Origin of the sequence: Limnoraphis robusta BA-68 BA1, assembly GCF_034932365.1 — a bacterium.
Lineage (GTDB): Bacteria > Cyanobacteriota > Cyanobacteriia > Cyanobacteriales > Microcoleaceae > Capilliphycus > Capilliphycus robustus.
In genome coordinates this window covers 215,688-241,210 of sequence record NZ_JAYGHR010000061.1, presented here as the reverse complement: position 1 = coordinate 241,210, position 25,523 = coordinate 215,688, and the positions used below count along the sequence as shown (strand labels likewise).

General features: G+C 38.3%; 14 protein-coding genes. 6 read left to right on the top strand and 8 right to left on the bottom strand.

The features are described from left to right. The 7 genes from VB836_RS14335 to VB836_RS14305 all read right to left on the bottom strand — a co-directional run bounded on the left by VB836_RS14335 (position 1) and on the right by VB836_RS14305 (position 11,706). Complete coding sequence (locus VB836_RS14335; RefSeq protein WP_323220027.1) at positions 1 to 1,659, bottom strand: dynamin family protein; 1,659 nt, start codon at positions 1,657 to 1,659, stop codon at positions 1 to 3. A gap of 39 nt (positions 1,660 to 1,698) precedes the next feature. Then, positions 1,699 to 3,783: a dynamin family protein gene (locus VB836_RS14330; protein ID WP_323220025.1), complete on the bottom strand. Its 2,085-nt coding sequence runs from the start codon at positions 3,781 to 3,783 to the stop codon at positions 1,699 to 1,701. A 64-nt stretch (positions 3,784 to 3,847) separates the two neighbouring features. Beyond that, positions 3,848 to 5,935, bottom strand: coding sequence for a dynamin family protein (locus tag VB836_RS14325; protein WP_323220023.1), 2,088 nt, complete (start codon positions 5,933 to 5,935; stop codon positions 3,848 to 3,850). A gap of 380 nt (positions 5,936 to 6,315) precedes the next feature. Continuing rightward, a complete protein-coding gene (locus tag VB836_RS14320; protein WP_323220022.1) occupies positions 6,316 to 6,666 on the bottom strand; it encodes a hypothetical protein in 351 nt (116 codons plus the stop codon). 126 nt (positions 6,667 to 6,792) lie between these two features. Next, complete coding sequence (locus VB836_RS14315) at positions 6,793 to 10,170, bottom strand: CHAT domain-containing protein (RefSeq protein WP_323220020.1); 3,378 nt, start codon at positions 10,168 to 10,170, stop codon at positions 6,793 to 6,795. Between the two features lie 30 nt (positions 10,171 to 10,200). Beyond that, positions 10,201 to 11,052 carry a DUF928 domain-containing protein gene (locus VB836_RS14310; protein ID WP_323220018.1) on the bottom strand — a complete coding sequence of 284 codons (852 nt, stop codon included), beginning with the start codon at positions 11,050 to 11,052 and terminating at the stop codon, positions 10,201 to 10,203. A 441-nt stretch (positions 11,053 to 11,493) separates the two neighbouring features. Beyond that, complete coding sequence (locus VB836_RS14305; protein WP_046277362.1) at positions 11,494 to 11,706, bottom strand: hypothetical protein; 213 nt, start codon at positions 11,704 to 11,706, stop codon at positions 11,494 to 11,496. 162 nt (positions 11,707 to 11,868) lie between these two features. On the opposite strand from VB836_RS14305, the gene VB836_RS14300 reads away from it, so the two are divergent. The 5 genes from VB836_RS14300 to VB836_RS14280 all read left to right on the top strand — a co-directional run bounded on the left by VB836_RS14300 (position 11,869) and on the right by VB836_RS14280 (position 19,137). Next, complete coding sequence (locus VB836_RS14300; protein WP_046277363.1) at positions 11,869 to 12,231, top strand: CU044_2847 family protein; 363 nt, start codon at positions 11,869 to 11,871, stop codon at positions 12,229 to 12,231. 28 nt (positions 12,232 to 12,259) lie between these two features. After that, positions 12,260 to 13,066, top strand: coding sequence for a S1 family peptidase (locus VB836_RS14295; RefSeq protein WP_323220014.1), 807 nt, complete (start codon positions 12,260 to 12,262; stop codon positions 13,064 to 13,066). After that, positions 13,012 to 13,650 carry a hypothetical protein gene (locus tag VB836_RS14290; RefSeq protein WP_323220012.1) on the top strand — a complete coding sequence of 213 codons (639 nt, stop codon included), beginning with the start codon at positions 13,012 to 13,014 and terminating at the stop codon, positions 13,648 to 13,650. Before VB836_RS14295 ends, VB836_RS14290 begins: the two co-directional genes overlap by 55 nt. 114 nt (positions 13,651 to 13,764) lie before the next feature. Beyond that, a complete protein-coding gene (locus VB836_RS14285) occupies positions 13,765 to 14,859 on the top strand; it encodes a P-loop NTPase family protein (protein WP_323220011.1) in 1,095 nt (364 codons plus the stop codon). A gap of 336 nt (positions 14,860 to 15,195) precedes the next feature. Beyond that, on the top strand, positions 15,196 to 19,137 hold the full coding sequence (locus VB836_RS14280; protein WP_323220009.1) for a sigma-70 family RNA polymerase sigma factor: 3,942 nt from the start codon (positions 15,196 to 15,198) through the stop codon (positions 19,135 to 19,137). A 77-nt stretch (positions 19,138 to 19,214) separates the two neighbouring features. Here the strand turns inward: VB836_RS14280 and VB836_RS14275 are convergent, their stop codons facing one another. After that, on the bottom strand, positions 19,215 to 24,575 hold the full coding sequence (locus VB836_RS14275) for a DEAD/DEAH box helicase (protein WP_323220007.1): 5,361 nt from the start codon (positions 24,573 to 24,575) through the stop codon (positions 19,215 to 19,217). Positions 24,576 to 24,882: 307 nt separating this feature from the next. Between VB836_RS14275 and VB836_RS14270 the strand changes: the two genes are divergently transcribed. After that, positions 24,883 to 25,446 carry a transposase gene (locus VB836_RS14270; RefSeq protein ID WP_323220005.1) on the top strand — a complete coding sequence of 188 codons (564 nt, stop codon included), beginning with the start codon at positions 24,883 to 24,885 and terminating at the stop codon, positions 25,444 to 25,446. The last annotated feature ends 77 nt before the right edge of the window (positions 25,447 to 25,523 follow it).

The window sequence follows — 25,523 nt, the reverse complement described above, 5'->3', positions numbered from 1 at the left end:
CTACTCCAGAACTTGATTGAGGTCATTAAAAATTTTGTTAAATAACTGTAATTGATGATATAAATCAGTATTTTCTGATGATTCTTTTAGAGAAGGAAAATGAATCCAGCTTTGAAACTTTTTTTCGTACTGATGAAGAGTAGAAAAGCCTTCTGTACTGAAATTCGTCAAATAGTCCTGAGCTAAATTAGCATAAACCTGATGAACTTGATTTGAATTTGAAGTTGTTACTTCTGTAGACTGTTCTGAGTTCAAGGTTTTACTTAAAAAATGAGTAGCTCCTCCCGCTACAGCAGCACCAACAGGCCCACCCAGCATCCAGCCAACGCCCGTTGCTATCACTGTTGGAGTTGCACTTCCAGATGAGTTTGGAAATTGAGGAGGAGGAGATGGTGGCGGAACAGACACTTGCGGTGTTTCTGGATAGCAAATAACAAACTCACCCGGATGTTCTCGATCAAAAAATTCACAAGCTTTGTTCACCCATTCCAGAATTTTCTCTTGATATTTAAGCACAGTCGGTTTGAAGACTTCAGTTTCCCAGGTTTTGAATTCTCCTTGTTTGAGTGCTGTAACAATATCTGCCTGATAACGGTCTAATAATTTGGGGAGATACAACCAACTCTGAAACTCGGAAGAACTACTTTGAAATCCTTGTTGGATTAAAGTTTTCGCTTTGTTTTGAATTTCTGCTTTAGCTTGCTGTTTTTGTTGAGTGGCTTCAAGTTGAGTGGAAATTGTTTCTATTTGTTCTGTTAACGCTTTTTGGATATGATTTACAGTCTTTTGTACCCGAGGAACATGAATAATGGTTTGCTCTTGTTGGAGGGAAACTAAACTCTGCAAAGCAGATTCAAACATTGCTAACCCAGTCGTTTGTACAGCCGATGTATCTCCTTTTAACTTGGCTCTCAGTGCAGGAAGAGCATCAACACGGTAAAGATTACTAATATTATTAGGAAGTTTGACTCGAAAGCTTTCAGCCACAAATCGAAGTCGATTTTGAACTTCTTTTTGATCGCTATGATCTAACAAATTAATGAAATTGACCACAAAAATAACCGTCTCAATTCCCCGCTCAATTAGCCAATCTCTCAAATTTTCCCGCTCTTTTAAAGTCATTAATTGACGGGCATCTAAAACCTGAACGACTAAATCAGCCGTGACGAGTTGCTGATAAACTAATTCATCCTGTGCTTCTCGATCATTGGTTCCCGGTAAATCTAACAATTCTACACCTGTTTTCAGAAAAGAGTCAGGACAAAAAACTTCTACCTGACGAACATCATCTCGCATTCGTCTATTTTGATCTAAAATGGCAAACTCTTTTAGAACTTTAGTTCCGGTATCTGTAATTTTTTGACCATCTTTTAAGGTAATTGTGGTTTTCAACTCGTCACCATATCGAACATGAATAGCCGCTCCTGTGGTTGGGATTAAATCAATAGGTAATGCTCGATTTCCTAATAAAGCATTGAGTAAAGTTGACTTCCCATAGTTAAAAGGCCCAAATACAGCAATTCGGAAATTTGGATTTTTTAAATACTCACAAACTAAATTAACTTCGGTGAGCAGTGGAGACTTAGATTCTAATTTCAGCAGTCCAACTGCCGTTTTTAACAAGTTTGTTAAATGCTCGGTGTCAGTTGATTGATTCATGGTTTATTTCTTGAACTCCGTACAGGATAAATTGAGAATTTAAGAAACACTGGAGACAAAATTTTGGTAAATTGTTTCAATTTTATTAAAGGTTGAAGTTACTTGGTCTTTAAAGTGAGTTAACCGCTTTAATTCTTGCTCCTGATTAACTTTTTGCTGTTCTCTTTGCTGGATGAGATTTTCTAACTCGGCTTTACGGGCTTGAATATCATCATTCATTCGCTTGACGACTTCTTGTTCATAGGCGTTAAAACATTCTTGAACAACTTCTGAAATTTGGGGTGAATAATCTTGAGCAATTTGAGGTAAATGTTTGGCAAACTCTTTCTTAGCCTCTTGAATCATTTTTTGACGAGCTTTATCTATCTGTAATGCTCCCACGCCAAAGCTCAGTAATAGTAAAGTAATCGGGCCTAGTATCATGCCAGAAATTGCCGTAACGACTCCACTAATCCCCACAACAGCAACGAAATTAAGTAGAATATTTTGCCAATCAAATCCTGCTCCAGCGAGCGCAGCCCCAGCAAAATTACCCGAAGCTAATGAGACTAATCCCATTGCCCAAGTTGCCCAAGCCGGAGAATCTTCTTGTTCAGAAGATTGACTCAAACGACCTGCGACTGGTTTATGTCCTGTTAGTTTTTCTGTAATTCTATTGGTGACTTTTGCGTAATCAGTTCCGTACTGAGCAGCAAGTCTAGAAAGTTGAGAAAAACCCGTATCCATTTCTCGCTCGGCTGAAATACTCCACCCGGCAATTTTATCATTGATATAGTTCTCAAATGCTTCTTGGAAAGAGGCTTCAAATGCTTTTCGCTTTCCAGCATTCAATAAATCCATAAATTTAAGATCGGGCTGATAGCGTTGAAAGTCGGATTCAAAGGAGTTTTCTAAGTTCAAAACATAGCTGCGAAATGACTCGGTAATAATTTGAGCTTTACTATCGCGTACTCTCCAAATTTCACCAATAAATTGTTCTCGAATTTGATTGAGTTTTTCAAATTCAGGTTCAACCGAGTTAATTCTTTGCTTCAATTCCTCCACATCTTGTTCAAGCAATGGAATACGACGTTCAACAGCATCCTGAATATGCTTGCTCGTTTGGTGAGCTAAAATCTTGGCTTGTCGAAATTCTGCAATCGCTCTTTCTTGAGTCAGAAATGAATTGAGAGCGCCCATAAATTCTGGAAATCCAGTTCCTTCTAGAGAAAGCTCAGGACTTTTAATCCGACGACGTAAAGCATTTAAAGCGGTAATTTCAAATACTCTCTCATCGTAACAATCATAGCCTTCAATCTGACAATATTCTGCAAGATTGGCTCGAAAAACATGACGTAATCTTTCTTCAGCTTCTTCAAGTTCTTCAGGATCATCCGGATCAATTAAACTCTCTCGAATTTGATCCCAAGCATTAATCAAAAAGAAAACACTGAGTCCTCGATATTTAATGTAATTTTCTAGATAACGACGTTCTCCTAATGTGCAAGGTTGTGAGGCTCTGAGGACAAATAAAATTGCGTGGCAGTTTTTGATGTAACCCAAGGAAAGTTCGTTGCGAGCCTCCGTGTCATTTAAGCCCGGACTATCAACAATTTCAATTCCTTTTTCTAATAAAGATAAAGGGTATTCAACCACGGCATAGTCAACGTCAGGAAACGCTTTTTTATTCTCGGTTTCTAACTTTTTTGCTTCAGCAGGATCTATTGTGTAAAGACGTTTAAAGCTTTTGAAGTCTACTTTTCTCGGCGGTTTACCATCATTAAAATAAACCGTGACTTCTTGATTTTTACCATATCGCAAAATGGTTAATAAAGCCGTACAAGGATTGACATCGCTAGGCAGAATATTCTCGCCAATTAAAGCATTTAGAAATGTACTTTTTCCCCGTTTCATATCTCCTAGAACCAAGAGCCGAAAACAGCCTTGACGCAAATTTTTGCTGACTTGATTGAGATCTTGAATATCTCTATCTAAGCCCAACTGGCCCGATTGATTTTTTCCTTCTGATTCGGCTTGGTTTAAGGTGGCTACCATTTGATTGAGATAATCAGCAATCTCTGAACGAACCTTGGCAACCCGGTCTAAATTATCAATGAACTTTGTCGCTTCGATTTTAGCAGCCATGATAGCTTAATTCTCAGAAAATTTTTTGAGTATTGTTGTGAATCTTAAACTTGATCATATCATGTCAGACAGAAGATGAAAGTAAATTTTCATAAATTGATTCTATGTTTTGCTTTTCCGATAACGCACTATTATCTAACTTATGGAGACGTTCAACTTCTTTTTCTCGGTTAATCTCCTGAGATTCCTTTTGTTGCAGTAAATTGTCTAACTCAGATTTGCGGGCATCAATATCATTATTAATCTGCTTCAAAATTTCCGCCTCATAGCTATCAAAGCATTTGTTGACTATTTCATACATTGTTTCTTGCTGTTCGTTGGCAACTTGAGGTAGATACTTAATAAACTCTTTCTGAATAACTTTCATAAAATCTTTTCGAGCTTGTTCGACTTGTACCGCTCCCACACCTAAACCCAATATAGGAATTGCCCATATTCCTACAGATGCTAATAATCCTCCGGACAATAGTAATAAAAAACTACTGACTCCAATGACACCCAAATAGTTAACTAATATATTTTTCCAATCAAAGCCCGCTCCGGCTAGAATTATACCCGCCACATTACCAGATGCTAAAGAGAAAAATCCCACCGCCCAGCTTGCCCATTTTGGAGAATTTTCTTCATAGTCAAGGTCAATTTTAGAGTTAATCGTCTGCTGAGTTAGCTTTTCTGTAATTAAATTTGTCACCTGACTATACATCCCTCCATAATTACTCGCACTTTGAGCCAGTTGAGAAAAAGCTTCCTTTATTTCTTTTTCAGCCGTTTTTTCCCAAGCTGCCATTTTTTCATTAATATATCGTTCAAAAGCCTGCTTAAATGCCATATTAAATTGTTCACGTTTGTCTTGACTGAGAAAGTCTAAAAACCCTAAGTCGGGTTGATAGCGGACAAAATCATTGGCAAAATTATCGCCGAGACTTATAATATAGGTGTGCAGAGAATTGGCAATACTTTTTGATTTATCATTCCGAGTTGTTTGAATCTCTTTTTGAAATTGATCTCGGATTTCTGCCAATTTTTTAAATTCCGGTTCGACAGAATTAATCCGTTTTTTTAACTCATTAATATCCTCTCCGAGTAAGGGAATTCGACGTTCAACAGCTTCATGGACATGATTATAGGTTTGGCGTGCTAGGGTGCGAGCTTGTCGAAATTCTGCGATCGCTCGTTCTTGGGTTAAAAAGTGATTCAAGGCTTGAGTAAATTCTGGAAAACCAGTACCTTCCAACGAAGCATCTGAACTTTTAATTTGTTGGCGTAGTGCATTTAAGGAAGACAGTTCAAAGACTCGTTCATCATAAAGATCGTAGCCATTATATTGACAATATTCTGTTAAATTTGTTTTAAAAACCTGACGAATTTTTTCCTCGGCATTTTCCAAATGTTCGGTATCATCAGCATCCAAAATTTCTTTTTGAATTTCATCCCAAGCATTGATGAGGAAGAAAACAGTTAAACCCCGCTCTTTAATATAGTTTTCTAGATAACGACGTTCTTCAAGAGTAAAGGGTTGAATCGCTCTAAAAACAAATAGGATCGCGTGGCAATTATTGATATAACTTAAAGAAAGTTGATTTCGGGCTTCTGTATCATTCAGTCCGGGGCTATCAACAATCTCGACTCCCTTTTCAAGTAGAGGTAAAGGATACTCGATAACTGCATGATCTACATCAGGAAATGCCAGATGATGTTCTTCTTCAAACCGTTTTGATTCGGTCGGATCAATGGTATATTGTCGCTTAAAATCTTTAAACTCTAATTCTTCAGGCTGTTTATCTCCTTTAAAGTAAACCGTTACTTTTTTATTGATACCATAACGTAAAATCGTTAAGATTGCCGTACAAGGATTAACATCGCTGGGTAATAATTTTTCACCGATGAGAGCATTAATTAAGGTACTCTTTCCCCGTTTTAAATCCCCTAAGACTAAAATTCTGAAAACACCCTTTCTTAAGTTTTGACTCGCCAAACTGAGGTCTTCAATGTCAGCCTCTAGTGCAAGTTTTCCAGAGGTTTGTTCTCCTTCTCGCTCCGCTTGGCTGAGAATTTCCGCAAGATTACCTAAATGATGGGCAATTTCATAGCGTTTTCTCGAAACTGCTTCCAGATTATTGAGTAGGCTACTTTGTTTGGTTGTGTCAATCATGGTACTTTACAGATATTGTATCTTTTTTAATCAACTTAAGTGCAGAGAAAGATGAAGATTGATGCGTTAGGGTTTGTTCCAACTGAGATAACGAAATAAACTGTTTCCGAACCCAAATTGTCCTAACCACATTTAAGTCATCCCTCCCTGAAAATAGCTGTCTGTGTACAAGCGGTGTCAACTGTGTTCTATATCGTTTTCTGAAGTTGCTCTACTTTTTTTTCGGAAATTTGAGATTTTTTGAAAAATTGCAGAAAATATAGCGTATGAGGGCAATCCCAAACGTACCACTGACTGTCCTACCGCAGAAAAGATGTTAAGGGTTTTTAGAAACATCACTTTGTATATACATCGAGATGGACAGAGGGAAATCTGTTTTCTTAATGATGTTCAACAACAAATCTTAGAGTTATTGACATCCTCCCTCGTCTCCGGCGAGGGAGGATGTCAATTTCTTCCATAAAAGCCCGAACGCTGCTGGCAAAAAACCGTTCGCCCTCCGCTTGGGTCAACACCGAAGCATCTACAATCTCAGCAATGGCTTCATCGACCCGCATTTGATAGTCATTGATTCCTTGAAAATCCCCCGTGAAGCTGACCGGAATTTCGGGAAATACCAGCCGTTCTCCAGCCTGCACATCGTAAAGGTAATGGGGTTTTGATGATTCATGGGTAGGTTTGTTGATTGAAGAGAAAATAAAAGCGCTTTTTTGCCTTTTGATATCAATCAATCTAGTATTAATTTTGAGGGAAGACAATATCGCTTCTATTAATCGAATAGCTAAAAGCGGACTAACTGCAAGTTGCCGAACCCGTTACATTGAAGGTAAAGTACCTGTCTCAATAGCCTTCTCCCGTCAAAAAGTAGATAATCCATTCCCAATTAAAATAAAAGGCGCCCAGTAATAAGGATGACTAAAACGATTGTCCTGAGTCAAATTTTGACTCAAATTTACTTGTGCTTGTCTCAAGGCTTCCGCTTTGGTATATTTCCCAGACAATAGAGCATTATAAAACGCTTCCATAAACACCTGCGTTCCTTGGTCATCAACTATCCATAATGACGCAATGGTTGCCAACACTCCCGCCTGCTGCATCTGATAGCCAAGTCCTAAAATTTCTTCTCCATTTCCTAACTGTCCGCCCACTGCGGTTTGACAAGCACTCAGAATAACTAATGTCACATTGGGTAAGTTTAACGTCTCAATTTCTCGTAACGTTAAGCGATCGCCATCTCCAAGTAAAATAAAAGAATCTTCAGGTTGACCCGGAACAAATGCGGCGTGAGTTGCTAGGTGTACGATAGTATGATCGTTGAGAAAAGGAATCACCGCATTCCGATTAAATTCTTGATTAATTAATGTCGTGGTTTGGGGAACTCGTTTGGAAATATTTTGAACTTCTAACCCCGCATAAGTTAGTCCATCAAAAGAAAATTGCCGACTTCCCACCTGAACTTGATAATTTCCACTGCTAAATGCCCCCGCCAAAACTCTTAATTCTTTAGAGTCTTGAGAACTTAGATCCGTCAGAGAAGCGGCCGTAATATTATTAATATTAAATCGTTCAATTAACCATTGATTTCCATCGTGAAGGGCAGAAATTGGAATATATCGCAATACACTATCCGGCGCATAGATAATCGTTTTTGCATTGGCTTGAGTCAGATCCCCTTCAAGGGGTTTAATTAAAATTTTATAAAGGCGTTGAGCAGAAATTTTTACTTGATTTAAAGGTACTGATGGACGCACAATATCTAAGCGAAAATCTACAATGACTTGATTTAATACTTTTCGTTCAATCGTAACAGAACGATGAATGGGTGGATTAAAAGGCGTGACTAAAATCAGTTCAACTCGGTTCTCTAAAATGAGAGGATAAAGAAGTACAGCAGTTGGTTCAATTTGACGCAATTGACGCTGTAATCGATTAAGATTGGGTAAGTCTAAGTTCTGACCTCCGGTGGTTTGTGAAAGTTGTTGTAACTTGGCTTGAACTTCTGGATTTTCGATAAAGTTATTGAAGTCTTGACGAACTTGCTGCTGAATATTTTCTAATTCAACAATGCGCCGATTTTGTTCCGGTGAACGTTCTTCTGGAGAAATTATCCGCAGTTCGTTGAGTTCTGTTCCCAATTGAACGATTTGATTTTGAATTTGGGTATATTCTTGATAGGCTTGTTGTTCTTGGGGAAGAAGTTCAATTCCTTCGGACGTTTGATTGTTTCCTCGAACATTATTTAAGTATTCATCTAATTCTTGAACTTTTAATAAATCTAAAACTTGCTGTGCTTCTAAAACTCGATTTTGCTGTAAGAGTAAATCCGCCAAACGGCGATAGGTATCCGCCACCGTTCCGGTATAAGATTGCTGCTGTTCTGTGGAAAGTCCCGAAAGATTTTGACGAATGGCTTCTGTGACATTTACCGACTTTTTATAAAAGATAATGGCGAGTTCAACTTTATTTTGTTTGTCAAAAATTTCCCCCATACTGCTGAGGGTAGAACGTTCCCCTTCGGGACTACCAATTTCCTGAAAAATCCCCAGTGCTTGTTGATACGCAACCAAGGCTTCGGTCTGATTTCCCAAGTTATTATAAGCCAACCCTAAATTGTTTAATGTGGTTGCTTCTCCAAAGCGATCGCCTAGAGTTTGACGAATTCTTAGTGCTTGTTGGTAGACCTCAAGAGCTTGAGTATACTGTTGGTTAATATTGTAGATGAATCCAATATTATTCAGGCTATTTCCCTCTCCGGGTCGATCTCCAATCTCCCGACGAATCTTTAAAGCTTGTTGATAATATTCAAGGGCTTTGTTATACTGTTTTTGAACTTCATAAACCAATCCCATATTATTTAAAGCCTGTGCTGTACCTGCGATATCGCCTATTTCTTCACGCAGCGTTAAAGCCTGTTGATAGAATTTAAGGGCTTCATTGAACTGACCCAACGTATAATAAATAGCGCCAATACTATTAAGTGTATATCCTTCTCCCGCGCGATCGCCTATCTCCTGTCGAATCTTTAAAGACTGTTGATAAAAGTTGACGGCTTCTGTGTACTGACTTTGTGCTGAAGCAACTCCACCAAGATTCATTAAAGCAGAAGCTTCACCGGGACGATCTCCAATTTTTTGACTGATGGCTAAAGCTTGCTGATAATAATCTTGTGCTTGAAAATATTCACCCCGATTTTGATAAACTAATCCAATATTACTCAGAGTAATTCCTTCCCCAATGCGATCGCCAACGGAACGACGAACCCTTAAAGCTTTTTGGTAAATTTCTAAAGCTTGAGAATATTCACCTAAACTATTATACACTCCACCCAAATTATTCAAAGTTTGACCGACACCTATTTGATCGCCAATTTCTTCTTTAATGTTTAAAGCTTCTTGAAACAACTTTTGTGCTTGAGAATATTGGCTAAGATTTTGATAGACCACACCCAAACTGAGAAGAATTCGAGATTCAATATAGCGATCGCCAAATTCTCGGCTGATAGCCAGTGCTTTTTGATTGTATTCTAAAGCATTCGGGTAGTTTCCTTGCCTACTGTAAACGATGCCAATATTATTCAAAACAAGTGCTTGAGCCGATTTTTGATTAATCTCTTGCAAAATTGCTAACGCTTGTTGATGTAAAGACAAAGCTTGATTATAATTTCCTTGTCTTCGATAAACCACTCCCATATGATCCAAAGTTCGTCCTTCTGTATGGCGATCTCCAATTTTTTGACTCAGTTCAATGGCTTGCTGATAAAATTTTAACGCTTCGGGAAATTGACTCAAACTATAAGCAATAACTCCCCGTTCGCTCAACGCAGAAGCTATCAAATTTTGGTAATTTAAAGACTCTGCAATTTCTAAAGCTTGTTCAACAAATTCTGTAGCTTGAGAATATTGACTAAGTACGCGGTAAATCACTCCAATATTGAATAAGGTTTCGGCTTCACCTCTTTTATTATTGGTTTTTTGAAATAATGCGAGTGCTTGTTGGTAGGTATTGAGAGCCGCTTTAAATTGACTGGTTTGAAATTGTTGCTGACCCGTTTGCAGTAATTGCTGAGTTGTTGGGTTGAGAGAAAGTTTTTCTCCCTGAATCAATGAACTTTCTTGTTTGGTTATCGGATAAGTTTCTATTGTTGGGTGTAAAGACTTAGAGAAGACGAGGATAGAATCCCCAATTAAACTCAACTCAAAAATTCCAGTAACAATAATAATATTCAAGAATTTCATAAGCGTTTTTTGATTAATTTATAGAAAATTTTATCGACTCCCACCATCAGGACTATGAGGGCTACCTAGCTCTGGTGGTCGAAAAGGGGATGTCAATTCGGTATCACTTGTGACTGGATTTGGCGTTGTATTTTGCTCCGAATTTTCAATATAATCTGGTGTTTGATTTTGAGAAGTTGGAGCTTCAATTAATAACAGAGGTACATCGGCAATTTTTTCGATTTCCACAAAATGAAGCAATTTTTTCCATTCCTGAATTAAAGTGGTATCGTTAGGATTGGCACGGCGTAACTCAAATAAGGTGTGTAGGGCTTCATACCAGATTCCGTTTTGATTATACAGATTGAAACGTTCTTGAAGGTTGGCTTTTTCTAGGGCTTGAGATAATTCTTCGTCAGGGCGAATTCGCGTTATTGGTACTTCTATATAATCAGAATCTATCCGGGTAGAGTAAATATACCAGCGATAAGTTTTGTTGGGTTCTAGAGAAATAGATGTTTCATCTTGTTTGAGATTAATGGCTATGATACTTTCTTGTGGAGGAAGTTGAATAATAGTTTTATAAATTACATGATCTTCTTCATCTTTCAAACCCATCTCAACGGGGGAGTTGGTTAAAGATTCTTCAGGTTGAGGAACATAAACCAATAAGGTAGGATATTCCGCGATCGTTACTCCTCCTGTGACTGGAGTTAAAGCGATTAAACTCGAACCCCCCTCGAAAACACTTCCTCCCCGTGTACCTCCTCCTTCTCGATCAGCGGGTTTTGTCGTATCTGGGGGACGGAACTGACTAAGTTGAACGGAGGTATTTGCTCGAATCTCCGTCCCTAGTCCCGTTAGGCTAAGTAAGGCGATCGCGCCAATGATCTTAAATCTCATCGTTGATAATTGCTTTTGATATCGTATTAATCATAAATGATTTTATAGGATTCACAATCTTACTCTAGAAAGGGCAAGATTTTGTCGCTTCAGATCTGACTATCTCAGGTTTTTAGGGTTACGGCTCAAAAGGAGTCTATCGAAAACAAATAAAGATATTCCATTCTGGGGTTTCGAGTTGTGTCTGCATTTTCCTAAGCCTTCAACTTTTCGGCAGTCATTTGGGCGCGTCTGAGTTCAAACAACGCCAAGCCCAACTGAAAACCTCGGGCGATATCTTCCGTATAAAAAACACTTTTTGTTCGTAGTTCTGACAGTTTTTCAGAGCCTCAATAATATCCTCAATCGTTAAACCTAGACCCGCAACCTGATAATATAAAGCCTGTGAGTTGAGTCAAGGGAATAAAATAAACCCCCTTTTGTGTAATCAATATCGTGGATTTATGCTGATACATTCTGTCGGGTTCCGGTTCTTTGCTCCTGTTCAATTTTTTCGGCAATTTGCGTAAATTCCTTGTAAGTAATGGGGTAATGTCCTCCGCTTCTAAATTCAATTAAGTAAGTTTCATCATCATCAACTTGGGGAACAATACAGGAAATTGCATCGGTATTGATGATAAATTCCCGTTCGTCAATATCTACCTTGATAATCATTTTGTCTTTTTGTCCTTATTTTTTCGGGATAATACTCCGGGGCATATAAGCTCAAATTGTAGAGTTCTTTGGGGTCAGGCACTTTCTAGTATAGGAGTTGCCAACATAAAGTAGCGTAGGATATACAGGATGAGGTAAAACTTTGCTGACAGGAGAAAGGTAATGGCGGCACGGCTGGTAAAATTTCAGTTAGATGACGATGAACAATCCTTTGTCTATATGGAAGTAGATGAAAAACTTCCTATCCCTGAAAGCGTTGATGAGGATGAAGGGCTGATTGGACTTGGAGATGAGACGGTGATACAAGCCAAACAAACACTCGCAAAAGCCCTTTCTAGCATTCAGCCCGTCGCCAACGCAATAATCAAAAAAGTTAAAGATTTAAACCAACCCGCAGATGCAGTTGAAGTCAAATTTGGGGTGAAGATGAGTGCGGGACTGGGGGCGGTCATCGCATCGGGCAGTGCAGAAGTGAATTACGAGATTACCCTGAAATGGAATAACACCGGAAGAAACCCTAGCTAGACATAAACCCCAAAGTTGATCATCTGTTATGGCTTCGGCACTAGAATTAGCTGTTGTTAGAGTATTTAAGTCGGGAGGGGACATTGCTGGATCGGGATTTTTAGTTTCCCCTCACTACATCTTAACCTGCGCTCATGTTGTTGCTTTTACGACCGAAAGAATATCTTCTAAGCAGGAAGAAAAACCAACTCAAATCATTGAAATTGATTTTCCGGTTCTTGAAATCGGTAAAAAACTCAAGACAGAAATAGCCTTTTGGTTTCCTTTAAAAAGCGATGAAAATATACAAGATATTGCGGTATTAAAACTGCTCAATCCCGATCAACTTCCTGAACGTTCCGAACCAATCAACTTAATTTTGACAAGAAATGAAAGCCTTTGGGGACACCGTTTTAGAGCATTAGGTTTTCCCGAAAAAGGGAGTAATGGGGAATGGGCAACCGGAGAGTTACGAGGAGGGGTGGGCAAAGGTCGTATTCAAGTTGAGGATACCAAAGAAACAGGAATTCGTTTAGAAAAAGGGTTTAGTGGCACAGCAATTTGGGATGAACAACTTCAAGGTGTTGTGGGTATGGCAGTCACCCAAGATTATGAACGACCGGAAGCCAAAGTTGCATTTATCACCCCTACAGACCTATTACTTCAAGTCGGAGATTTGAAAAAAGTTTGTCAAGTTAATGAAAGAATTCAAAAGGCGATCGCACCCATTTTATCTGTTCTTGTTGTGGAACACCAGAATAAATTTATTTTCTTCACAATTTTGCAAATCCAAATCAAACTATGCCTTACACAATTGAAGATTGGAAAAAACGAGTTGTCTCCCGTTCTGACATGACCAGTCAGGTTGTACATTTAACTCGATCTGCTATTATTAACGGTAAATCTTCTCCGGCGATAGATGTTTTAATGAAAATTTTAATAGAGAAAAAGTTGATCGGTAGCTCAACTCAATCCGGTTTTATCTGTGGGGAACGGAGAGCCGTTTGCTTTCAAGAAACGCCGCTCTATTCTCTGGCACAGAATATTTATTTGGAGCAGGAGTATCGCCAAAAAAATCCATCGGGGAAAGTGAGATATCAGGGAGTAGGTTTAACTTTTTCTAAGCCTTATGTTTATCGAAAAGGGGGACGGCCTGTTATTTATGATCGCTCAGAAGATGCTAAAAAATATTTGCCTCCTAGTGAATGGTGGAGAATCGTTCGCTTCGATCTCGGCGACGATAAAACCATTATTGATTGGACAGATGAACGAGAGTGGCGAGTTCCTGAAGATTTTATTTTTGACTGGGAAGAAACCAGCATCATTTTACCCAGTGCGATCGCCTATCAAGAGTTTATTAGAAGGTGTCAATCCATGAATTCTGTTAATTTGCTTGCTAAAATTAAAGGAATTGTTAATCTGGGTGCCGTGTTGTTCTAAGATGAAACCCGTTGCGCGATCGCTTGAATTCCTCAAAAGATAAAATAGATGAAGCAGAACACGAGCAATTTGACAAAGAAAAACTTCATTTTTTAATTCAAGGAGATATAAACCATGCCTTTACCTGGAGGAGCAGCAGATAAATTTGGGAACCGCTATGAAGGTCACTGGACTGTGCATTGTATGATTGACGTAATGGATGAGAAGGCTAATTCCATTCGTCTAGAACCACCAGGAAAAGAGGGTGAAGGAGTAGAATTTTGGTTAGACTTTCAAGATAGACGAGAGTATCACCAGGTAAAAAGACAACAGAGCGACGGTCAATGGAGATTAGCCGACTTAAACAGTAAAGGAGTTCTAGCAAACTTTTGGCATAAACTTCAGACATCAACCGCAAATTGTGTGTTTATTTCAATTTGCAATGTTCTTCAACTAGACGAGCTATCAGATCGAGCAAGAAGATCGGCTTCTTGGCAAGAATTTGAGCAAGATTTTATTAAACTGAATCAGTCACGGACTTATGAACCACTGAAGGCTTTTAAAGAAATTAGTAATTATTGGAACTGTTCTGATAGAGAAGCTTATGAAGCTTTAAAACCAATTTATATTAGAACCTATGATGAAACCTCTTTATGCAACGATATTGATAATAGAATTAATTACCTCGTCGAAGGAGAGCCTGCTAACGTTAGCGACGTGCTGGCTCAGTTTGCATTAGACAAAGTTCATCACGAATTAACTGCATATGAGATTTGGAATCATTTAGAGAAAAGAGGCTTTCTCCGTCGTCAATGGCATAAAGATTCTCGTGTGTTAGCTGCTGTTCAGAATGCCAATGATTCTTATCTTTATTCGCTGAAAAATTCAATGCTTTACAGCCAAGTTATTCCTCGTGATGAAGCAGAAACAGTTATAAAGAAACTAACGAGCGAAGAAGCAGAAAGTCGGCAAAGCATCTTAATTTCTGGTGTAGCCGGAGTTGGTAAAAGTGGTGTCATGCTTCAAGCGCTAGAAACTATCCATGAACAGGGCATACCAGTATTAGCATTTCGTGTAGATCGTTTAGAACACTCTTTGTTACCCAATCATATCGGGAAGCAACTTGGATTACCAGGTTCTCCTGCTTCAGTCTTAGCTGCAATTGCTCAAAAACGACTTTGTGTTCTCATTATTGATCAACTTGATGCAGTTAGTTTAGCATCGGGTTGAGGTCAATTTGTTCTCTCTACTCTTGGATACCGACGAATCTCTGTCCTCTAGTCTGAGTCTAACTGAAATCCACCAATTCCATGATTGATCTAGGGTTTGACGCGGAAGATCGGTAATTCTACTGAGAACGATCTAATTTTTGATGCTCATAAAATTTTCAAAGTTCCGTAATTACCCCGTAGCTATCCAAGTTGAAAACGCTTAATCTGGAGAGTAGAGGTTGAAATAAACTCATCCAGTTGCCACCACCAATATTTCAATTAAAGCTTGATTAACGTGCATCATCTCAAATCTCCGAATTCCAATCTAAAAAGCAATTTTTAACAAGGTAAAATCATGGAAACTCTACCCAAACCTACTCTTGAATCTCGCCTGAATAGTCCCGATATTCATGTTCGACTAAATGCCTTGCAAGATTGCTTAAAATCTAACGAAAACTTGGATTGTTTTACACGACAGGCGTTAAAAGATAAATCCGAAAAAGTACAGCAATCAGCTTATTGGATTTTGCAGGGATACAATTCGGATTTAACTAAAAACGGTAACTTACCCGTTGCTACCGATACAATTACAAGTATTGTTATCAGTCCTGATAATAAATATATTGTTGGCGGAAGTTGGAAGATAGTTAGAGTTTGGGATGCGGAAACCGGAGAATTATTACGGAAATTTGAGGCGGATTCTCATTGGGTTTTGTCTGTTGTTATCGCTCCAGATAATAAAACTATAATTACGGGGGGTACAGATAGTCAAATTAAGATTTGGAGTCTGCAAACAGGAGAAAGTTTATTTACCTTGAGAGGACATTCGAGTTGGGTAACAACGCTCGCCGTTAGTCCTGATGGAAAAAAATTGGTCAGTGGAAGTTGCGATAAAACCCTTAAAATTTGGGATTTAAACACCAGAAAACAGCAACATACTCTAACCGATCATTCGGGGTGGATTTGTTCTGCTGTAATTAGTTCTGATGGCACTATAGCCAGTGGTAGCACCGATAACACGATTAAACTATGGAACTTAAATAGCGGTAAACTCTTACAAACTTTAAAGGAACATTCGGACTGGGTTCAAGCCTTAACGATTAGTTCAGATGGTGAACGGCTATTTAGTGGAAGTCGAAATGGAGAAATAAAATTTTGGAAAAATGTTCCTTCCGATAAAAACAACAAAATAATTAACGCTTTTAAAGTATTAATTATAGCTATTTCACTTATATTGGTTAAGTTTACAGGTGGAATGAGTCTGGGTTTGATGTCTGTTTTATTAAATCTTAATAATGACCAAGAAAATCTAAAAAAACATGACTTTATTTCCAGCAATACTATTTTCAAAAAAACCACTAAAATTCAAGACTTTAAGTTGACTCCAGATGGAAAGACTCTCGTGATTGTAGACAGTAATAGTACAATCCGGTTTCAAAATATAGAAACGGAAAAATATTGGGTTTTAAATCATAGCTTGATTAATTGTACAGCAATTTCTTCCGATTATAAAAAGCTAATTTGCGGAAGCTGTGATTGGCTAAAAGTTTGGAATCTAGACACGAAAGAATCACCCTACACATTTAAAGGAAGTTCCAAACCCGAATTAAGCAAAGTTCAAATTTTAAGACCTACTAAACCTTTGGAAGTCGGAGAAGTTTATCAGTTTAAAGCTCAAGGATTTGACCAATATGATAAAATATTTGAAATAAGTCAACCTGTAATTTGGCAAGTTACAGAGGGTAAAATCAATCCTCAAACGGGTGAATATAAAACGAGTCAAAAAACGGCTAAAGTTACCGTTACAGTAAAAGTTGGAACTTTTCTAAAGGATTGTATTAGTATTGATGTTGTAGAACCGCCAAGGCTTGATAAATTAGTTATTAAACCGGGTTTTGTGTCTAAGCTGTACTTTCGGGAAAAACAAACGTTTACCGTCACAGGATTCGATCAATATAATAAAGAATTTAAACTTGAAACTGTTTTTTGGAATGCAACGGGTGGAACCATTGAAAATGGTATCTATACAGCCGGAAATAATGATGGGACTTTTCAAGTGACCGCCAAGTCTGGAAGTATTAGCAGTAACGAGGTAACGGTTAAAGTTTTTGAACCTCCCAAGCTGACGATTTTAGAAATTTCCCCATCTTTTGTTGAATTAGAATTTGGTGAAACTCAGTCTTTTCAAGTCAAAGGTTTTGATCAATATAAACAGACTATCAAAATAGATCGAGTTTGCTGGACTTCAACAAGTGGAAAAATTAATGAGGATGGAACTTTTACCGCCAGTCATACAGAAGAAAAAGTAAAAATTACCGCTACTGTTGGAGAAATAAAAGCTGAAGTTGAGGTTACAGTCGTTGAACCTGCTAAGTTAACATCTCTAGAAATCATTCCTTCCAAGTTGATTTTAAAGCCGGGTGAAACTAAACAATTAAAAGTTCGTGGCTTTGACCAACGTAAACGTGAAATATCAACGGGAAATCTTATCATCTGGGAAGCGGTAGGAGGAAAAATTGACCAACAAGGTTGTTTAACTGTTTATGAAAACGCCAAAGGTTCTTTTGAAGTTACGGCATCTATTCCCAGTTATAATCTCAAAGCCTCTGCTCAATTTATTGTTCCTCGTATCTTAAAATATGTTTTTATTCCATCAGAAAAAATATATGTTGAACCGAATAAACCCGTAAATTTTAATGTTATTGCATACGATCATACAGGCGAACGCTGTCCTCTGGATGATGTGAAATGGGAGTGTAGTCCAGGAGGTAAAATTAATTCTAATGGAGTCTTTAAAGGAGGATATCAAGAAGGTTATGTAACTGTTACTGCGAGTGTGGGAGAATTTTCTAAAACTGCTTCTGTTACATTACTTCCGGTTTTAAGAGAAATTAACATAAATCCGAGTTCAATTATTCAATTAGAACCCGGTGAACATCAGAAATTTACTGTTGCTGGAATAGATCAGTTTAATTGTGGAATTAGCCCCGAATTAGTTATCTGGGAAGCAACGGGGGGAACAATTAATCAACAGGGATATTACGCTGCGGATTATAATTCAAAGGGATTCTACCAGGTCAAAGCTAAGGCTTATAAAAACGATATCAAAATAAAACTCTTTATTTTCGGAACTTATCTGGAAACTTTTGTAAAAATTATCCGAGAGTTACAACGGGTTTACTCTTTGGGAATAAGGCTTTTTAGTAGTACAGAAGAAAATTCAGAATTTGATGGAGAATGCAAGACTGTAGAAGAATTTGATATTTCAGAGGTTGATCTAGATCCTGATGTATCTATTCTTGACTTAAATCTACAATCTTGGATGCTGAAACAAAAGATAAAATTTATCTTGCAAATTCTAGATTGGATTGCCAAAGGATGTATTGCAGTATCAGCAATCTCTGATTCTGTAGACGTTGAAATTATCCCCGTACTTAGAACACTTGAACTATCTTCCAACAAAACAGAAATTCAACCCGGTGAACAGTGTACTTTAACGCTTAAGGGGTACGATCAAGTTAGAGATTTAATCAAAGTAAATGAGGTTAAATGGCACTCAAGAGGGGGTACAATTACCGCCAAAAAAGATAATAAATTATTGAATTTTAGGAATTATAAAGAGTCTAACGATTTGATTTCCGAATTTGATTTTATTGCAGGCAATGTAGAGTGTGATTTCTCAGTTCAAGCTACAGTCGGAGAACATAGTCATTCAATATCGATAAAAATTAAAAATGCAAATTATCAGTTTACTTCACCAACTTTTACAAAGGCTTATCAGAACACATCAACTTATTTTAATCGAGATTTTAATGATTTTGATGAACTCCTATTCTACTACTACATAAAAATCAACCAAACTCCTGCTCGAATTCAGGCTTACTTCGATTACTTGGAAGACATCAGTTGGATGTTTCTTCCGGAACACATTGGCGAAAAATTAAATAAAATCAAAAAAGCGCAGCGCAAAATCTTTCAAGACAAAGGTCGCATCGCTACCATTGATAATATTGCCGCCGAGTTGGACATGACTCCCGCACAGGTGCGCGAAGTTTTGCTGAAATCTCTCCGATGGGATTTGCAACAACTGTTGGCGGATCTCAGCCCTCGCGAACGGTATATAATTGAGATGCGCTACGGTTTGAGTAACGGTCACGCTTACTCTTTGATCGAAATTGGTCACAAGTTGCAACTGTCTTGGGAACGGGTTCGCCAAATTGAAGCCAAAGCTTTACAAAAACTGCGTCAGCCCAAGTGTCGCGACCGACTTTGGCACTACTTAAAATATTTCACATAACTTTTGTGCTTATAATTTAAGCTTTTTAACTTTTTAAACTTTAGTTTTTGCCCTGCTTGAGTCTTCTGTTTAAACTTTTAAATCAATGCAGACAACTCGTTTAACTTGGCTTTTAAATCATCATCATAACGAATAACAATGACTGTATAGCTCTCATCAAACTGGAAATTTTCTCGCTCAATTCTGTCTTGTTCTTGACGTTCAGAATGGTCATGAACAGAACCATCACAGAATAGGGCGATTTTAACTTGATGATAAACAAAATCGGGTTTACAATTCGCTTCAGGGAAGAAGAATTGAGCAGCATCCGGTAACTTCATTCCTCGGTCATAAATGGCTGTCAAAACAATTCGCTCTAATTCTGAATGATCATCGGTTTTACTAAGTAGTTGTTGATATTGTTCTTCGCGTGAAAGAGTTCCTGAATTGCGTTTTACAGCGCTAAATGAAAGTTGGTTCAAAGTATCTTCAACTAAATAACGATTCAGCAGGGGATGGTCAAACTGATTGCGATAGGATAGCAAACATTCATAGCAAGCAACGGTACAACTGGGTTTGGGTTGTTTAAAATGACAAATATCCAGCGCCGCATCTGCGAGTAATTGAAAAGATTGTGGATTTTCTAAAATTTGAGAGAGAACTCCCGCACCCCCTTCGGCGGCTTCCCAAAACAGCAAGTATTTTCCTTGTCCTAAACGCTCCGAAGACAGTTCATCTTCTTCGAGTTTATAAACCGCTTGAATGGCTCTCCACAAAGCAAATTGTAAAGATGCTAAATAAGCTTCAACCTCATTATCCGGTAAACACATCGGTTGAACAATTAAAATATTAGACGTATCGGAAACCATCAAATTAACTTCGGTTTTTAACTGTTCGCTGGGGGTTTCTTCCGATATCGAATCTCCCCAATATCCTGTTTTTGAATCCAGCTTAAACCCCCGCTCTCCGGTTCGGCGCAGTCCTCGGTTAATTCGCCAAAGTTCCGCCGTTTCTCCGTAGGTTAATTTTAATAACTCGGTTCCATCTGCTGCAACAACTAAAGCCGATTCCCGTCGTTGATTTGCATAACGAAAATGTGTGGTAATATTATAACCGTACTTTAATCGCTCCTCCTCATCGCAAGTAATTCTTTCTCGGCGTCGGGTGGAAGCAGTATCCATATTTAACACTTGTAATTTAGCTGGATTTCCAAAACTATCCGCAATTAACCGGGAATCGCAGTTTTCACAAATATCTCGCTGAGAATCCTGTCCCTGATGGAAATAACCACAATTTGCACAAACAGCAACCCGATTAAAATTTAACCCACTGACGGGAATTTTCGTTTTAACAATTTGAAATTTATTGCCTTCATAATAAACGATATTGCGAGGTGCAAACTCTCGAATAGCCACAACCCGAGGACGAGATAGAAAATCGCTCTCGCTCCCCGCAGAAATAAACGCTCGTACCGGAAGCCGAGGAAAATTAAACCCGGGAAGAAAACCCTCGGATGCAAAGTAACGATAGGGATAAAAATCAAAATCGCTGGTGCTTCTGCTAGAATTAGATTGACCCGTTAATAAGTCGATTTGTCGTTGAGCTTCCCACTGAGAATTTTCGGCATTTTTACGTTCTTCTTTTCCCACTCCTCCCCGGTTGGAACGGTCTATAATATTACGAGCTTCGTTTAACTGTTGAACTGCATCTTGATATAAAGATCGCCATCGATCACAGGCTTGATCAAACACTTTTAACGCATTATCTAAAACCCTTTCTAACCAATTTCTTGAATACCAATTGGTTTTATTCAAATCCCCTTGACAGAACTGATCGGCTAAAATTGTTTCAGCCGCTTGTAAACACTGATTTAATGTTTGGGGATTTAACGTTAACTGCATTTTTAAACTCTCTCGGAGCGGATAATTTTGCAAATCTAAATCAAGAACTTGATTCATTGAATCTCCCAAATTAGCCCCGGTATAAGCCAACCAAAGGGAATAAATATGAGACTTAATTAAATCGGGATTTCCTAACTCTAATTTGGGCGGAGTGACAACCCCCGCAACCATTTGATCTTGACGGCGACAAAAATATTGGTCATGTCCACTTCCGGCTGAAGCATAGGTCATCACTAACGCAGGTTGTCCACTTCGTCCCGCCCGTCCACTGCGTTGAGCATAATTCGCGGGGGAAGGGGGAACATTTCGCAGATGAACAACGCTCAAGTCAGCAATATCAATCCCCAATTCCATTGTCGGAGAACAGAACAGCGCCGCTAACAAACCATCACGAAATTCTTCCTCCCGTTGTTGGCGGTATTCATTTTTAACCTGACCCGTATGTTCTCGCCCTTTCATTGTATTAATTGTTTGGGCATTCCGTTCATAGAAATCTTGAAAAAATAGGTTAACATCTACCGAATTCATTTGACTTCCTTGTAACCGTTTTGTGTTAAAAATATCGACGGGGACTTGAGAAACTTTTTGAACTTTCCACCTCATACAATCAACCCGCAACTGTACTTCTGCCCCATCTTTTTTGAGATAACCAGAATCGCAGAGAATATCAACCAAAGCTTTAATTAATATGTTATAATCAGATTCGGATAGCGGTTGGTTCAACCAGAGCCAAGCCCGTTCAGAACGAAGAAAACGCCCGATTTTACTCCCCACCGTCAGTTTTAATTTTGCCTGATGTTTTTGACGACTATTTCCCTGAACAAATGAAGCGGTTTGTGCTTGAGGTAAGACTTGATCGGTGTCAATTGTCCAGGGGTCTTTGAGAGCTTGATTCACATCCCGTTTAAACTTTTCAATTTCTTGGGGTTGCAACAAATTTGCATCAATAACTAAATCTTTTCGCAACTGGTCAAGTAATACTTTGACTGCATCAAAACGCTGTTTGGGTGTTGCTCTTAATAAAATTGGATGGGGGTATTTTTGCCACACTTGAGTGTTCTGACAACAGAGTTTTAAATCATTGTATTCTATTTCCAATAACCCACACTGTTCTAAATTGGGTTGAACAATTCGCCACCCCCGACGCAAATCTTCATAAAGACGATATTCAATGAAATGCAGAAACGCCTCTTCATTGCGCTTTTTTCCGATCCCAAAATTGGCGACCTGTTGAGCATAATCTTCCTGGGTTAGCCCCATCTTTTTAACCACTTCTAAGGCTAAATTTGGATGAGTTAAAACTTGATTGGTTTTCAACGCGCCGTATAAACTCGACCTTAAAAAACTCGTTTGTACAAAATCATTAAAGTGTCCGGCTTGCAATGACGCATCCTGACGGTTATCGGTAAAACTCAATATTTTAGCCGCATCTTCTTCCACCGCAGAACAAGCTTTCAAGCGGCTAACGGTTGACAAACATAATAACGTTGTGGCGGTACTGCGCCCTTCCGAACTGAGGCGAGATAACTTACTAAATTCATTCTTTTTGCGGTCATAAACAATTCCACAGTTTAAACAGGTTAAAAAGGGTTTGGGAATAAACCAGCAGGGGGTCGGACGTTCCGACTCGGTGGCGGTTCCCCACTGGCTAACACGTCCATCAGAAAACACAAATAATTTTTGGGGGATAAACCGTTGATACTCTTTTTTCGCTTCCCGTCCTCTGCGTTTGGTATATTTAAACCAAGTATCCGGTAAACGGTCTTCATCGTCGGAAGTCCAAAGTCCATCTTCATCAATAACCAGATAACCTTCTTGAATATCGCTATCAATTTCGGTTTCGATACTTGTGGGTAATAACGGAGTTACTTTATAGCTGTTTTGGTCGTAGCGAACCCCATAATATTCCTGACCGCATTCCCGACAGAATACCAACGGATACAGTAAGCGGTTGTTGGTGGTAGAATACTGCCCTTCTAAGGTAAGAAAGCGTTGATTTTTTGATTCTAAAGTCGCGTAAACACTTCCCCCCTGAGAAACAAACTGATGGAGTCGAAACGCCATTCCTTTGGTGCGACTTCCCCATAACAACATTTGTTGAAGGGTATCGAGACAGGTTTCGGGAGATAACCCAATTTCCTCCGAGAGTTGTTCGGCGCCTGCTTGTAGAGAAGTGGGAGTTCGCCGCATTAAATGACCGTCTTCTTCTTTGAGTCCTAACTGCATTTCTATCCAAGCGCTGAGGGGATGCTGTTGAAAGTTTTCTTTGGTGCGTTCATTTTCTGGGGGAAACCCGTTTGTTATCGCAGTTTGCAATTCTTGGGGGGTTGGATAAGGACGTTGAATGGCTTTTTCTAGAGTTTCATCAATAACATTATCCGGTTGAACTTCGACCCCAAATAATTTACTCGCCACTTCCGCAACAGTTTGACGTCGGTTACTGCGGTTTCCTTCGCTGGACATGGTAGCAGAAGTACCAATACAAAGTAAATTTTGACCGCAACGTTGGCGGAGTTTTCTAATAAGAACTGCAACATCCGCACCCTGTCTTCCCCGATAGGTATGCAGTTCATCTAAGACTAAGAATTTTAATTCCGGCGAAGCGACTAAGGTGTTTTCATAAATCCGAGTTAACATTAATTCTAACATCACATAATTGGTGAGTAGAATATGCGGGGGATTGTTTTGAATTGATGTTTTTTCCTGAAGACTTTCTTGACCTGTGTATTTTTTGTAGGTGATAAAACAGTTGGGAACCTTTTCTAAAAATTTATCAAATTCTTTTGCTTGGGAGTTGATGAGGGCGTTCATCGGATAAACTAAAATTGCCCTCACTCCTTTTAGGTTGGGATTCTGCAATAAATCGTTAATAATGGGGACAACATAGGTTAAACTTTTCCCCGAACCTGTTCCGGTTGTTAACACATAGGGAGTATTTTTTACGGCACGGCGAAAGGCTTGTTCTTGATGATAATAAAATGTATAATTGGTAAAATAGCGTTTGCAGTCGGGATGTAAAATATTCTGTTGAATTAAGGTTTCAATACTGGCACTTTTTTTATAGGCGGGATTAATTTGAACTAGGGGATCTTGCCAAAGCTGACCTTTATCTAGTTCGGCTTTTACAAAGGTTTTGATGCGGTTATCTTTAATTTTTAAGAAGCTTTCAATATAATTTCGATAGTCGGAAATGACTTCATTTCGCAGTTCAAAAATATCTAAATGGGTTGATGAGTTTACAGTTATTGTGTCGGTATCGGTTTCCGGGTGTAATGCTGGGGTTGAATCTTCGGATACACCTAAACGCTGGTTAACATAATTAACGAGTTGTTTGGCAAAACTTTCGGTTAAAGTGTCGCTATCAAAAACTTCGCTAAGTTCAACACATCCCCATTCTTCAGGAATATTAGAAAATAAGGCTTCTAATTGTTCATCGGTTAAGCTTTCGACTTCGCTACAATCTAATTGTACTGTTTTTAAACCGATTAAAGGGCTAGTGGCTGAGATAGCAACTAGGGGTTGCTGTAATAAATCGTTAAGTTTGATGGGGATTTTCATGGGAATTTTCTCAATTTAAAATGATCAAAGTTCTGTACGGACATAACATTGTTATGTCCATACATACATAACATTGTTATGTCCATACATACATAACATTGTTATGTCCATACATACATAATATTATTATGTCCATACATACATAATATTGTTATGTCCATACATACATAACATTGTTATGTCCATACATACATAATATTGTTATGTCCATACATACATAATATTATTATGTCCATACATACATAATAATATTATGTACGGACATAATATTATTATGTCCATACCGTACCATACCCTATTATAGATTATGCCCAATTTTTTTAATTTACCACATCGCAAAACTTTACGTTTAAAATATTTTGATTATACTCAAGAATCTGCTTATTTTATCACCATCTCTACCAAACAAAATCAATGTATTTTCGGTGATATCAAAAACGGTAAAATGTATCTTAACCATTTAGGAGCGATCGCTTGTCATTGTTGGTTAGAAATTCCTCAACATTTTGATTATATTGGCTTAGATGAATTTGTGATTATGCCAAATCATGTTCATGGTATTTTATGGATTTTATCAGCACCAGAAACCCTAGATAAAGATAGAAGATTTGGTAATATTGTTAAAGGTTCAATTTCTAGTATTATCCGCTCTTATAAAGCATCGGTAACAAAAAGAATTAATGAAATTTGTAATGTTAAAGGTGTTTCTTTAGTTTGGCATGGGCGTTTTTATGAGCATATCATTAGGGATGAAAAGGCTTTATATAATATTAGGAAATATATTCAAGAAAATCCTTTAAAATGGGATGAAGATGAATATAAGCCTAAAAAGCCTAAAGATTATGTGATTTTATTGGATTTGCCTTTTTGATTTGATCATTCTCCGTCCGTACGGACATAACATTGTTATGTCCGTACAATATTAATTATGTCCGTACAATATTAATA

Bases quoted from the DNA above. Each gene is read 5' to 3' on its own strand.
- VB836_RS14335 (WP_323220027.1), bottom strand. From the start codon at position 1,659: ATGAATCAATCAACTGACACCGAGCATTTAACAAACTTGTTAAAAACG.
- VB836_RS14330 (WP_323220025.1), bottom strand. From the start codon at position 3,783: ATGGCTGCTAAAATCGAAGCGACAAAGTTCATTGATAATTTAGACCGG.
- VB836_RS14325 (WP_323220023.1), bottom strand. From the start codon at position 5,935: ATGATTGACACAACCAAACAAAGTAGCCTACTCAATAATCTGGAAGCA.
- VB836_RS14315 (WP_323220020.1), bottom strand. From the start codon at position 10,170: ATGAAATTCTTGAATATTATTATTGTTACTGGAATTTTTGAGTTGAGT.
- VB836_RS14310 (WP_323220018.1), bottom strand. From the start codon at position 11,052: ATGAGATTTAAGATCATTGGCGCGATCGCCTTACTTAGCCTAACGGGA.
- VB836_RS14305 (WP_046277362.1), bottom strand. From the start codon at position 11,706: ATGATTATCAAGGTAGATATTGACGAACGGGAATTTATCATCAATACC.
- VB836_RS14300 (WP_046277363.1), top strand. From the start codon at position 11,869: ATGGCGGCACGGCTGGTAAAATTTCAGTTAGATGACGATGAACAATCC.
- VB836_RS14295 (WP_323220014.1), top strand. From the start codon at position 12,260: ATGGCTTCGGCACTAGAATTAGCTGTTGTTAGAGTATTTAAGTCGGGA.
- VB836_RS14290 (WP_323220012.1), top strand. From the start codon at position 13,012: ATGCCTTACACAATTGAAGATTGGAAAAAACGAGTTGTCTCCCGTTCT.
- VB836_RS14285 (WP_323220011.1), top strand. From the start codon at position 13,765: ATGCCTTTACCTGGAGGAGCAGCAGATAAATTTGGGAACCGCTATGAA.
- VB836_RS14280 (WP_323220009.1), top strand. From the start codon at position 15,196: ATGGAAACTCTACCCAAACCTACTCTTGAATCTCGCCTGAATAGTCCC.
- VB836_RS14275 (WP_323220007.1), bottom strand. From the start codon at position 24,575: ATGAAAATCCCCATCAAACTTAACGATTTATTACAGCAACCCCTAGTT.
- VB836_RS14270 (WP_323220005.1), top strand. From the start codon at position 24,883: ATGCCCAATTTTTTTAATTTACCACATCGCAAAACTTTACGTTTAAAA.